Below are 13,064 nucleotides of genomic sequence, written 5' to 3' on the forward strand. Positions count from 1 at the left end.
GCAGAGGCAGCCCAGGCGGTATGTATTGTACGAGGGACATCGAGCGCCGAAGGGAGGTCGCATGCCCAGAGGAGCGAATCTCCCCGCGATCGCGGCGTTCAATGAGACGGTGGTGCTCGACGCCGTGCGCCGGTCGACGGACGGTCTCAGCCGCGTCGAACTCGCGGCGGGCACGGGCCTCTCGGCTCAGACGGTCACGAACGTGACCAGGCGCCTGCTCCGCCAGGGGCTCATCCGCGAGGCAGGCAAGCAGAGCGAGGGCAGCCCGGGCAAGCCGCGCACCATCCTCCGGCTGGACCCGGCGGGAGCGTACGCGGTCGGGGTGCACCTCGACCCGACCGTCATCGCGTGTGTCCTGCTCGACCTGGAGGGCGGCATCGTCGCCCACGTCCACCGGCCGTCCCCGCCCGACGGCGACGCGGTGACGACGCTCGCGGCGACCCTGGACGCCATCCACGAGGTCCTCGCGACGCCCGGCGTGGACGCCGAACGGGTGATCGGCGTCGGGGTCGCGGCCCCCGGTCCCATCGACGCGGACACCGGGGTGGTCGTGCGGCCGCCGCTCATCCCCGGCTGGAACGACTTCCACCTCCGCGATGAGCTCGCCGCGGCGACCGGCCTGCCCGCGCTGGTGGCGAAGGACGTGACGTGCGCGGCGGTGGCAGAGCGCTGGCACGACCCGGCAGGGGCATCCAGGGATTACGCGTTCGTCTACTACGGCACCGGTGTCGGCGTCGGGTTCGTGCTCGGCGGCGAGGTCTACACCGGCTCGACCGACAACGCCGGCGACGTCGGCCACGTGCTCGTCGACCCGGGCGGAGCGCTGTGCACGTGCGGCAGACGCGGCTGCTACGGCGAGTCGGTGCGACCGTACCGGCTGGTGATGCAGGGTCTCTGGTCCGGTGTCGTGACGGCGCCGGAGGGTGTGGTGGTCCCCGACGGCGAGGACGTGCACCTGGACGTGGAGACGGTGGATGCGCTGTTCACCCGGCTGACCGCGGCCGCGGACGCCGGGGACGAGCGGGCGCGGGCGATCGTCGACCGCAGCATCCGCAACTCGGCCTTCTACATCTCGAACCTGTCCGCGCTGCTCGACCTCGACCGCGTCGTCTACGGCGGCCCGTCGTGGGCCCGGGTGGAACGGCGATACCTCGACCTGCTGCCCCGGCGGATGGCCGAGATCGACATGGAGATCCTGACGCATCCCGTGCGCATCGAGTCGAGCGCCGTCGGCGAGGACGTCGCTGCGGTCGGCGCCGCCGCGCTCGTGCTGGACGGGACGTTCTCGCCGCGCGTCGGCCTGCGCTGACGCGCTGAGCGAAGGCCGGTGCCGGACGCGATCAGCCGGTCGATCCGGTGTGCCCCGAGCGAGGGACATGAAGAAAATGTCCTGACAAGCATTGCGCCGTAAATCAAATTGATTTATAAATTACGAAGGGTCCGGGGGCACTGAGAGCCACGGACATCAATGCAAAGGAGCATCGATGAAGCGAAGCAGGGTCCTGGTCGCCGTAGCGGCCGCCGCATCACTCGTCGCGCTGGCCGGATGTTCGTCCTCTTCCGGCGGTGGCGACGGCAAGTCCATCAAGGTCGCCTTCCAGGACTTCGGGTCGGACATCATGGCCAACTTCATGACGAAGGCCAAGACGGACTTCGAGAAGGCGAACCCCGGCACCAAGGTCACGCTCGTGCCGATCAAGGCCGCCGAGAACGACTACTACACCAAGCTCTCGCTCATGAACCGGGCGGCCACCACGGCCCCCGACGTCATGTCGGAGGACACCTTCCTCATCCGCGCGGACGCGCAGGCCGGATACCTCGCGCCGCTCGACTCGTACGTCTCCAAGTGGTCCGACTGGTCGAACTTCTTCGACAACGCCAAGGACGCAGGCAAGGGCGACGACGGGAAGGTCTACGGCATCCCGACCGGCACCGACACCCGCGGCCTCTGGTACAACAAGCAGATCTTCGAGAAGGCCGGCATCGCGACGCCGTGGCAGCCGAAGTCGTGGGACGAGGTGATCAGCGCCGCGAAGAAGATCAAGGCGGCGGTGCCCGGCGTGATCCCGCTCAACATCTTCTCGGGCAAGGCGGCCGGTGAGGCCAGCTCCATGCAGGGCTTCGAGATGCTGATGTACGGGGCCAGCGAGAAGGGCCTCTACGACGACTCCAACGGCAAGTGGATCACCGGGTCGAAGGCGTTCACCGACTCCCTCGACGTGATCAAGGAGGTCTACCAGGGCGGACTCGGCCCGAGCCTCGAGGTCACCAGTGACACCAATTACCAGAACACGATCAACAACCAGCTGGTGCCGCAGGGCAAGCTGGCGATCAACCTCGACGGATCGTGGGCGTCCAACGCCTGGCTGCCCACCGGCGCCACCCCCTGGGCCGACTGGGACAAGGTGATGGGCACCGCGGCCATGCCGACCAAGGATGGCCAGGACCCGGGCACGATCAGCCTCTCCGGTGGCTGGACCTTCTCGATGGGCGCCAAGAGCAAGGCGAAGGACACGGCGTGGAAGTTCATCACCTTCCTCACCGACAAGGAGCGCTCGCTCGAGTACAACATCAACACCGCCGGAATCCCGGTGCGCAAGGACGTCGCGGACGACCCGAAGTACAAGAACTCCAACCCCACCTCGGAGTTCTTCTCCTCGCTGGTCGCCGTCACCAAGTTCCGCCCGGCGACGCCCGACTACCCGAAGATCTCCAACGGCATCCAGGTCGCGATGGAGTCCGTCATGACCGGCCAGGCCTCGCCGTCCGATGCCGCCAAGACCTACGACGACACGGTCGTCGGGATCGTCGGTAAGGACAAGACGGAGTCCGAGTAGTGACCTCCACCATCGACGCCGTCACCGCAGACGCGCGCGGCCGGGCCACCTCGGCCCGGCCGCCGCGCCGGCGGGACAAGGCACGTTCGCGCGCACACGCCCGGCGATCCCTCGTCCGGTCCGTCCCCCTGATCCCCGCCATCGGCCTGCTCGTCGTGTTCCTGCTCGGGCCGATCCTCTCCTCCTTCTACGGCTCGTTCACCGACATGTCGCTGACCGGCTCGGCAGCGGCGTCGAGCCAGTGGGTGGGGCTGCAGAACTACATCGACCTGTTCAAGAGCCCGGACTTCCCTGTCTCGGTCTGGCTGACGCTCGTGTTCCTCATCGGCTCCGCCGTCATCGGCCAGAACGTGGTCGGGATGGTGCTCGCCCTGCTCATGCGCAGCGGCAGCCGGTGGGTCGGCGCTCTCGTCTCCACCTTCGTCGTCGGCGCCTGGGTGCTGCCGGAGATCGTGGCGGCGTTCGCCTCCTACGCCTTCTTCAGCCAGCACGGCACCCTGAACGCGCTGCTCGCGCTGTTCGGGATCACCGGCCCATCGTGGCTGTTCGCCTTCCCGATGCTCTCGATCATCCTCGCCAACACCTGGCGCGGAGCGGCCTTCTCGATGCTCGTCTACTCGGCGGCGCTGCAGGAGGTGCCGCCGGAGATCACCGAGGCGGCCGAGGTGGACGGGGCGAACGGCGTGAAGCGGTTCTTCCTGGTGACACTGCCGATGATCCGCCGCAGCATCTCCACGAACCTGATGCTCATCACGCTGCAGACGCTGTCGGTGTTCACGCTCATCTACGTGATGACCGGCGGCGGCCCCGGCAACAAGAGCATGACCCTGCCGGTGCTCGCCTACCAGGAGGCCTTCAAGTTCTCCGAGCTGGGCTACGGCACCGCGATCGCGACCATCCTGCTGCTCGTCGGTGCGGTCTTCGCGATCGTCTACGTGCGGGCCCTCAAGACGGAGGTGGACTGATGAAGCTGTCATCGCCGAACGGCGTCGCCCTGAAGTGGACGGCGAACATCCTGCTGCTGATCATCGGCCTGATCTTCGTGCTGCCGCTGGTCTGGGTGGTGCTCGCCTCGTTCGACGGCGGTGCGACGCTCTCCATCGCGTGGCCGAAGCAGTGGACGCTGGAGAACTTCCAGAAGGTGCTCACGCCGGAGTTGTCGTTCCTGCCGCTGTGGAACAGCCTGCTGCTGTCGGCGGGATGCGCGATCGTCACGGTGATCGTCGCCGTCCTCGCGGCCTACCCGCTGTCGCGCTACCGGAACCGGTTCAACCGGCCGTTCCTGTACGCGATCCTGTTCGGGACGTGCCTGCCGATCACGGCGATGATGGTGCCGGTCTACAGCCTGTTCGTCTCGCTCAACCTGATCGACTCGCTGGGCGGCACCATCCTGTTCATGGCGGCCTCGTCGCTGCCGATGGCGATCTGGATGACAAAGAACTTCGTCGACTCGGTGCCCATCTCCCTGGAGGAGGCGGCGTGGGTTGACGGCGCGTCCAGCATGAAGACGCTCTGGACCGTCGTGGTCCCGCTCGTACGCCCCGGCATCGCCGTCGTGTTCATCTATGTGTTCGTCGCGGCGTGGGGCAACTTCTTCGTGCCGTTCGTGCTGCTGCTGAGCCCCGAGAACCAGCCGGCGGCCGTGAGCATCTTCACGTTCTTCGGACAGTACGGCGCCGTGGCCTACGGGCAGCTCGCCGCGTACTCCCTGATCTACTCCGTCCCCGTCATCGCCCTCTATGTCATCGTCTCCCGCGCGCTCGGCGGTTCGTCCGCGCTCGCCGGAGCCGTCAAGGGATAAGTCACTCCCCTCTTATATAAGGAGACCCGTTTGTACCAGCAGAACCAGCTCGCCGAGCTGCGGATCGACCGTTTCGTGCGCGAGCGGCTCACCCCGGCGCTCGAGCGTGCGGCCGTGCCCGTGTCGATCGAGGCGTGGGAGGTGCCGGACGAGCCGGTGCCGTTCGCGCAGGCGACGGCGAACGCCTTCACCCCGTTCGAGGTCGGCCGTCCGTGGGGCCGGCCGTGGAGCACGGTGTGGTTCAAGGTGACAGGGACGGTGCCCGCCGAGTGGGATGCCGCTCCCGACGATGTCGAGCTCGTGGTGGACCTCGGGTTCACGGCCGGCCAGGTCGGCTTCCAGGCGGAGGGCCTGGTCTGGGCGACCGACGGCACTATCCTGAAGGCGCTGGAGCCGTTCAACTCCTACGTGCGCCTCCAGGCGAAGCCGGGGGAGTCGTTCGAGCTCTTCGTGGAGGCGGCGGCGAACCCGGACGTCGGCTCGGACTGGTCGTTCGCGCCGACGCCCGTCGGCCGGAAGAGCACCGTGTCGCAGGCGCCGATCTACACGCTGCGCCGGATGGACATCGTGCACCGCGACCGCGAGGTGTGGGAGCTGATCCAGGACATCTTCACGGCCCGCGGTCTCGCCGCGGTGCTGCCGGAGACCTCGCCGCGCCGGGCCGCGCTGTTCACGGCGCTCGAGGCGGCCGTGGAGGCCGTCGATCCGTTCGACGTCGCGGCGACGGTCGCCCGAGGCCGCGAGGCTCTGGCCGGCGTGCTCGCCTCGCCGGCCGCCGGAACGGCGCACCGGGTGTTCGCGGTGGGGCACGCGCACATCGACTCCGCGTGGCTGTGGCCGGTACGCGAGACGATCCGCAAGTGCGCGCGCACCTTCTCCAACGTGCTCGACCTGATGGACCAGGACCCTGACTTCGTGTTCGCGTGCTCCTCGGCTCAGCAGTTCGCGTGGATGAAGCAGTTCTACCCGGAGCTGTTCGAGCGCATCCGGGCGCGGGTCGCCGAGGGCCGCTTCGTTCCGGTCGGCGGGATGTGGGTGGAGTCGGACACGAACATGCCCGGCTCCGAGGCGATGGCGCGGCAGTTCGTCGAGGGCAAACGGTTCTTCCTCGAGGAGTTCGGCTACGAGCCGCGCGAGGTCTGGCTGCCCGACTCGTTCGGCTACTCCGGAGCGCTGCCGCAGATCGCGCGTGAGGCCGGGATGGACCACTTCCTGACGCAGAAGATCTCCTGGAACGAGGTCAACACCTTCCCGCACCACACCTTCGACTGGGAGGGCATCGACGGGACGCGCATCTTCACGCACTTCCCGCCGGTCGACACCTACAACTCCATCCTCTCGGGCGAGGAACTGGCGCACGCCGAGCAGAACTTCCGGGACAAGGGACGCGCGAACACCTCGCTGGTGCCGTTCGGCTTCGGCGACGGCGGCGGCGGGCCGACCCGCGAGATGGTGGCGGCCGCGGCCAGGACCGCTGACCTGGAGGGTTCGCCGATCGTGCGCGTCGCCTCGCCGGCGGCCTTCTTCGAGGCGGCCAGGTCCGAGTTCGACCCGGCGCCGGTGTGGGCGGGCGAGCTGTACCTGGAGTTCCACCGCGGCACCTACACGTCCCAGGCGCGCACGAAGCGCGGCAACCGGCGCAGCGAGGCGCTGCTGCACGAGGCGGAGCTGTGGGCCGCGACCGCTGCGGTGCGGGCGGGCGCCGAGTATCCCGCCGAGGAGCTGCGGGAGGCGTGGCGCACGGTGCTGCTGCAGCAGTTCCACGACATCCTGCCCGGGTCCTCGATCGGCTGGGTGCACGACCAGGCCGTCGAGAACTACGCCGCGGTCGCCGCGTCGCTGGAGGGCGTCATCGCCCGCGCGCTCGACGCGCTCGGCGGTGACGGCGGCCGGCAGGACGGCGTCGTCGCGAACGCGTCCCCGTACGCCGTCGACGGCGTGCCCGCCGGGGGAGCGGGCGTTCCCGTGCGCAGCGGCGGAGTGCGGCTGGAGCGCGAGGGGGAGGCGTACCGGCTCGTGAACGACCGGGTGACGGTCGTCGTCGACGGAGACGGCCTCATCCGCTCGATCGTCGACGCCGCGAGCGGCCGCGACGCCGTGCCGCCGGGCACGCGCGCGAACGTGCTCCAGCTGTTCAGGGACACCCCGGCCCAGTGGGACGCGTGGGACGTCGACGTCGAGTACCGCCTCTCCGGCGAGGACCTGACGGCGCTCGAGACCATCGACGTGGTCACCGAGAGCGAGGACGCGGTCGCGCTCCGCATCGTGCGCCGGTTCGGCGCCTCCACCGTGACGCAGACGCTCACGCTCGCGGCCGACTCGCCGGCGCTCGACATCGAGACGCACGTGGACTGGCACGAGCGGCAGCGGATGTTGAAGCTCGCCGTGCCGGTCGACGCGCACACCGCGTCGGCGCGCTCGGAGATCCAGTTCGGGCACATCGAGCGGCCGACGACCACCAACACCAGTTGGGATGTCGCACGATTCGAGACGAGCGCCCACCGCTGGGTGCACGTCGGCGAGCCGGGCTTCGGCGTCGGCGTCGCCAACGACTCCACCTACGGCCACGACATCACGCGGCACCCGCGGGACGGCGGCGGGACGTACTCGCTGGTGCGCCAGACGCTGCTGCGCGCTCCGCTGTTCCCGGATCCCGAGGCCGACCAGGGCGAGCACACGCTGCGCACCGCGATCGTGGTCGGCGACGTCGACGCGGCCATCGAGACCGGTTACCGGCTGAACCTGCCGCAGCGCCCGGCGCCCGCCGCCGTGGAGCCGCTGGTCGTCTCCAGCGACCCCGCGGTCGTGATCGAGACGGTCAAGCTGGCGGAGGACGGCTCCGGCGACGTCGTCGTCCGGCTGTACGAGGCGCACGGCGCGCGTGCGACGACGACGCTGACGACCGCGTTCGAGCACTCCCGCGTCGTCCGCACCGATCTGCTGGAGCGCGAGACCGGCGGCGGCTCGCTCACGCCGGCGCTGCGTCCGTTCGAGCTCGTCACCCTGCGGTTCGTCCGCGGGTGACACCCGACCGCCCGCCCCGGGCCGCGCGAACCCCGGGGCGGGCAACCCGTCGATCGTGCTCCCGAATTGGGGTGCACGGCCCGTGCTGGGCCGTCTCCGCGCCGAGTTAGTCTTTCCCCGTGGGGGACAGCTGGAGGCGCAGGGTGCTGGTGGTGGAGGACCACGCCCTCATGCGCTCCCTCGTCGCAGACGCCTTCGCGCAGAGGGGTTTCGACGTCACGGCGAGCGGCTCGGCGGTCGACGCCCTCCGACTCGTCGACGAGGCCGACCCCGACCTGCTCGTCACCGACATCGACCTCGGTTCGCGGCCGAACGGCGTGGAGCTCGCCACCATCCTGCGCGAGCGCTCGCCGCACATCGCCGTCCTCTTCCTCAGCAACGTCTCGCGCGAGGCGGCGGCCGCCCAGGCGAAGGACACCGTCTCCGGAGCGTCGTTCGTCAACAAGGGGGCGATCGCGTCGGTGGACGAGCTCGTGGACGCGGCGGAGGCCGTGCTCTCCGACCGTCCCGTCGCACGGCTGGCCGAGGGCAGCGGCGCTCAGGCCGCGCTGCTGCGGCTGAGCCCCGCCCAGCTGGAGACGACCCGGCTGCTCGCCTCCGGCCTGACCAACGCCGAGATCGCCCGCCGCCGGGGCGTGTCGGTCCGCGCGGTCGAGAAGAGCGTCGAGCGCGTGTTCCAGGCCCTCGGTCTCTCCTCGGGAGAGCACACCACCCCGCGCGTCGCGGCGGCGACGCTCTACACTGCGACCTACGGCGACCCGGAATCCGGCGTATGACGGCCGGCTCTCGTGGCGAGACCGCGGGGCAGCGCACCCGCCGGCTGATCGCGCGTGCGACGGGCCCCTCGGCCATCACCTGGTGGACGTGGATCGTGACGGCGCCGTTCGCGGTCACGGTGATGTCCGGGATGCAGTACGTCGCGGGCGGCCCCTGGGCGGTCGCGGCCGTCGCCGCGCTGCAGCACTCCGCGGTCGGTGGTCTCCTGCTGTGCGGAAGCGGGCTGCTGCGGATCACCGCCGCCCGGGCCCGGCCGTACGTCGTGCTGGCGATCTTCGCCGTCATCGGCGCGGTCCGGCCGTTCCTGTTCCTCGCCTCTGGCGCCGCCCTCGGCATCCCGGTGCGGGCGGGGGACCTGTTCGGCCGCGTGATGATCAACGTGGTCGTGACCGTCACGATGTTCGCCCTCATCGCCGCCGCCGTGGACCTCGTCCGCGACCACCTCGGTGTGTTCCGCCGGCTGCGGTCCGCCCGCGCCGCCTCCGCGCGCGACGCGGACCGGTCCGCCGAGCGCATCCGCTCGCTGCGCGACTCGGCGGTGGACGACGTGCTCGGCGAGCTCGACGCCGCCACCGAGTCCGCGACGGCGCACGGCATCCAGCCGGCGGAGGCCGCCCGGCTGCTGCGGGCGCTCGCCGAGGAGGTCGTCCGCCCGGTCAGCCACCGGCTGTACGAGGACGACGACGCCCAGCCGGACACGGCAGCCGGGGACGCGCGCGTGTCCAACCGCGACTGGGTGATCTCCGTGCTCGGCGGGATGCGCGCCGCTCCGCCGCTGCTGCTGGCACTGCTCTACGCCGCGCTGGTGACGCCGTTCGCGATCCAGCAGTACGGCATCCTGGTCAGCCTGCTGCCGCTGTTCTGCGGTTTCGCCGTGATCCTGCTGGCGAACGCCGGCCTGGTGGAGGTGGTCGACACGACGCCACGCCGCTGGCGCTCGCCGGTGCTTGTGCTCGGCTACGTCGCGATCGGCGTGCTGCTGTCGCTCACCAGCGAGGTCGTCGTGCGGGCGATGGGACACGACCCGCGGCTCGTCTGGTTCGAGTCCGCCACCTACGGCGTCATCGCGGTCGGCGTGGCGCTCGTCGCGTCGCTCTCCACCCGGATCCGGCAGGACCAGGGTGAGTTGGAGGCGGCGCTGCAGGCGAACATCCAGTCGGCGGCGCAGATGCGCGCGGACTACGCGCACGAGCGGACGGCGCTCGCCCGGCTGCTCCACTCGGGCGTCCAGGCCGAGCTGATCGCCGCTGCGCTCGCGCTCGGCAGCGGCAGGCCGGACGGCCCGGCCGACGCGTCCGCCGATCTGCGCGCCGTCGTGCAGCGGATCCGCGGCGAGCTGCTCGCCCCGCGCGCCGAGCCGGACGCGGCCGACCGCGTCGCCGCGCTCGTGGAGAGCTGGCGCTCGGCGATCGCCCTGCGCGCCACGATCGGCGACGGCGTCTGGGACCGCCTCCGCGAGCCGGCGCGCGCCTCCGCGGTCGTGGACGCGATCTCCGAGGGGCTCGCGAACGCGGTGCGACACGGCGACGGCACTCCGGTGAGCCTGGAGGTGCGCCCGGACCGCCCGTCGGGCGTCGAGGTGGTCGTGACCTCCGGCGGTGCGCTCGCGTCCGCACAGCCGGGGATCGGGTTGCGTCAGCTCTCCGAGCACGGCGCGGTGACGCTGCACGAGAGCGGCGCGGGACGCGTGGAACTGGCCGTCGCCATCCCCTGATCGGGCTGTCGTACCAGCCGTACCGATCGGACCGCCGGCACGCGGCCCAGCGTAGATTCGCGGTGATCGGCAACCCGCATCCGATCCGGAACGCGGATGGGGTGCTTCTGCGCGACCCGAACGCGCGGTATGCACCCCTTCCACGGGTCTATTCGTCTGCATTGATAGAACCTCCAGGCGAAATAGGGTAGAAATGGTTGGGTACCTCTGGCGCCCGTCTCGTGGGCGCCCCCGTCGCCCCGACCCCCAGGATGACAGTTTGACCGAGCCCACTGCCCCTCTGCGCTCCCGGCGCAGCTATCGGGCACCCGTCGTCATGGACGTGGATGAGCGTCAGGGACTGTCGGCGGATCCGGTCAGCGACTTCACCAGCGCCGCCTCCCTCGAGGCCGCTCCCGCGTCCTCCGCGGCGCCTCTGAGCCGTCGTGCCGCCCTCGAGGCGGAGCGCTCTCGTGGCCGGGGGAAGGCCGAGGTCCGCCAGCGCGAGGTCCGCCAGCGCGTCGTCGTGAAGCCCGCCCGGCCCGACCGCCGCGCCATCAAGGCGGCACGCGCCGAGGCGGCCAAGGCGCAGTCAGCGCTCGCACATGGTCCGTCCGTCGCCGATCCGGCGCAGCCCGGCCACCCGCGTCGCGGGATCTACCGCCGCCTGCACGTCGGCGACCGCCGCCGCTGGGGCTTCCACACCGTCGTCCTGCTCGCGCTCACCGCGTTCTTCGGCACCGCCGCGCTGCCCGCGTACGCGTACACCGGCGAGGGTTCGACCATCGGCAACGCCAAGACCGCGCTCGCGGTGCAGACGCTGACCGGCGGCAGCAACACGGTCGCGCAGGTCGTCGCCCGCGAAGGCCTCAGTATCGAGGAGAGCCCCGCCGCGCTCGACGCGACCACCAACGACTCCGTCTCACCCACCGTCCAGGCGCTCGCCGTGCAGCTGATGGGCGCCGTCGCGTCCGGCCGGCTCGTCGGCTCGACGCCCAACCACATCCCCGAGATCGCGAACCTCGCCGAGGGCAAGGTCGTCCCCGGCTGCGGAGTGGACTACCGGGTTCTGCAGGCGATCTCCGTCGCGCTGGACAACTTCAGCCAGGTCGGCGTCAGCGACATCAACCGTCGTTGCACCGGCCAGATCGAGGGCGCGGGCACCGAGTCCGCGCACTATGCGGACGGCGGCGGCCACGCGGTCGACTTCTATCTGCTGAACGGCCGTGCGCTCACCGGCGGCGACGAGATGTCGCTCCAGCTCATCCACATCCTCGACCCGCTGGTCCCGAACGGCACCGGCCTCGGCCAGATCGAGTGCCGCCCCTCGATCGGCCTCGACAACTTCAAGCCGTTCAGCGACACCTGCAACCACGTCCACATCGACTTCCTCAAGTCGGATGGCGCCACCCTCCGCTACGGCTGAGCCGCCCGCGTAGAGCGCACCGAGGCCGCGCCGCAGTAGCGACGCGACCCCGGATCCGCATCAGTCGCCCTTGACGTTGACGATCTGACGCAGGGTGTGCCGGATCTCGACCAGGTCCGCCGCGTCGGCCATCACCCGATCGATCGGCTTGTACGCCTGCGGAATCTCGTCCAGGAACGCCTCGGTGTCCCGGAACTCGATGCCGGCCATCGCCTCGCGCAGCTGCTCGATGGTGAACGTCCTCCTGGCCGCCGAGCGCGAGTACTGACGCCCGGCACCGTGCGGCGAGGACTCCAGGGCGAGCGGGTTGCCGAGCCCGGCGACGACGTACGATGCCGTGCCCATCGAGCCCGGGATCAGACCGAGCTGCCCGGCGCGCGCAGAGATCGCACCCTTGCGGGACACCCACACGTCCTTGCCGAAGTGATGCTCGCGCTCCGTGAAGTTGTGGTGGCAGTTGATCCGCTCCCGCTCCTCCACCGGACGCCCCAGATGCTCGGACGTCTGGCGGACGACGCGGTCCATCATCTCCTCGCGGTTCAGCAGCGCGAAGTGCTGTGCCCAACGCAGCTCCGCGATGTACGCGTCGAACTCGGCCGTGCCCTCCACCAGGTAGGCGAGGTCCTTGTCCGGCAGGTCGATCCACCACTTCGTCATCAGCGAGCGCGCGACCTGGATGTGGTGTCCGGCGATCCGGTTGCCGACGCCGCGTGACCCGCTGTGCAGGAACAGCCACAGGTTGTCGTCCTCGTCCAGGCTCACCTCGATGAAGTGGTTGCCGGAACCGAGCGAGCCGAGCTGGCGCTGCCAGTCCTTCACGTGGCTCGCGGGGTCGAATCCGGCTGCCGCGGCCATCGCGGTCAGCTCGTCCACGCGCGGCTCGGCCGTCGCGACGACGCGATTGTTCTTGCCGCCCGCAGAGAGCGGGATCGCCCGCTCGATGGAGCGGCGCAGGTCCGACAGCGGCGCGCGTGCCGCCGCGATGTCCGCGCGGGTCAACTGCGTGCGCACGGCGATCATGCCGCAGCCGATGTCGACCCCCACGGCAGCCGGCATGACCGCGCCGAGGGTGGGGATGACCGATCCGACCGTCGCGCCGAGGCCGAGATGCGCGTCCGGCATCAGGGCGACGTGCGGGTGGATGAACGGCATCCGCGAGGTGGCGACCGCCTGGTCCCTAGTGCTGTCCTCCAGCAGGGAGGCCCAGTTGAGCAGGCGGTTCGAGATTCTCTCCATTGTCCTTTCGTCTCTTCTCGATGGTCCGGGACGGTCCGCGAACCCCGAGAGGACGGGAGGACGAGAGGACAGCCCCGGGTGAACGGCCGGGGCTGAGCGGCATCCGTGGATGCGGTGCTACAGACCCCGCGAGCGCTCGCCGCGGCGGAGGGCGCGCTGATAGCGCTTCAGGTTCGCGAGGTCTCGCATCCTGATCCCTTCCGTCGTGAGCACTGCTCGGGGCCGTCTGCGCCGGTCGGCGCAGGATTCCAGACTCTACACGGCACGCAC

9 protein-coding genes are annotated in these 13,064 nt (G+C 70.4%); 8 read left to right on the top strand and 1 reads right to left on the bottom strand.

The window, feature by feature from the left end:
• The first annotated feature begins 61 nt into the window (after positions 1 to 61).
• From AAME72_RS07540 to AAME72_RS07575, 8 genes are all read left to right on the top strand, one after another.
• A complete protein-coding gene (locus AAME72_RS07540) occupies positions 62 to 1,309 on the top strand; it encodes an ROK family transcriptional regulator (RefSeq protein WP_348789620.1) in 1,248 nt (415 codons plus the stop codon).
• 175 nt (positions 1,310 to 1,484) lie between these two features.
• Entirely contained in the window at positions 1,485 to 2,837 is a 1,353-nt protein-coding gene (locus tag AAME72_RS07545) for an extracellular solute-binding protein (protein ID WP_348789621.1), read from the top strand.
• The gene (locus tag AAME72_RS07550; protein WP_348789622.1) at positions 2,837 to 3,802 is read left to right on the top strand and encodes a sugar ABC transporter permease; all 966 of its coding nucleotides are present in this window, start codon (positions 2,837 to 2,839) and stop codon (positions 3,800 to 3,802) included. Before AAME72_RS07545 ends, AAME72_RS07550 begins: the two co-directional genes overlap by 1 nt.
• On the top strand, positions 3,802 to 4,638 hold the full coding sequence (locus tag AAME72_RS07555; RefSeq protein WP_348789623.1) for a carbohydrate ABC transporter permease: 837 nt from the start codon (positions 3,802 to 3,804) through the stop codon (positions 4,636 to 4,638). Before AAME72_RS07550 ends, AAME72_RS07555 begins: the two co-directional genes overlap by 1 nt.
• 30 nt (positions 4,639 to 4,668) lie before the next feature.
• Positions 4,669 to 7,662, top strand: a complete 2,994-nt coding sequence (locus tag AAME72_RS07560; RefSeq protein ID WP_348789624.1) for a glycoside hydrolase family 38 C-terminal domain-containing protein — start codon at positions 4,669 to 4,671, stop codon at positions 7,660 to 7,662.
• Positions 7,663 to 7,781: 119 nt separating this feature from the next.
• A complete protein-coding gene (locus tag AAME72_RS07565; RefSeq protein ID WP_348789625.1) occupies positions 7,782 to 8,438 on the top strand; it encodes a response regulator transcription factor in 657 nt (218 codons plus the stop codon).
• Entirely contained in the window at positions 8,435 to 10,153 is a 1,719-nt protein-coding gene (locus tag AAME72_RS07570; RefSeq protein WP_348789626.1) for a hypothetical protein, read from the top strand. Before AAME72_RS07565 ends, AAME72_RS07570 begins: the two co-directional genes overlap by 4 nt.
• Before the next feature lie 259 nt (positions 10,154 to 10,412).
• A complete protein-coding gene (locus AAME72_RS07575) occupies positions 10,413 to 11,558 on the top strand; it encodes a hypothetical protein (RefSeq protein WP_348789627.1) in 1,146 nt (381 codons plus the stop codon).
• Between the two features lie 60 nt (positions 11,559 to 11,618).
• Here AAME72_RS07575 and AAME72_RS07580 read toward each other — a convergent pair whose 3' ends face one another.
• Positions 11,619 to 12,794, bottom strand: coding sequence for an RtcB family protein (locus AAME72_RS07580; RefSeq protein WP_348789628.1), 1,176 nt, complete (start codon positions 12,792 to 12,794; stop codon positions 11,619 to 11,621).
• Positions 12,795 to 13,064: the final 270 nt, after the last annotated feature.

Origin of the sequence: Leifsonia sp. NPDC080035, from assembly GCF_040050925.1 — a bacterium.
In the GTDB taxonomy this organism is placed as follows: Bacteria; Actinomycetota; Actinomycetes; order Actinomycetales; family Microbacteriaceae; genus Leifsonia.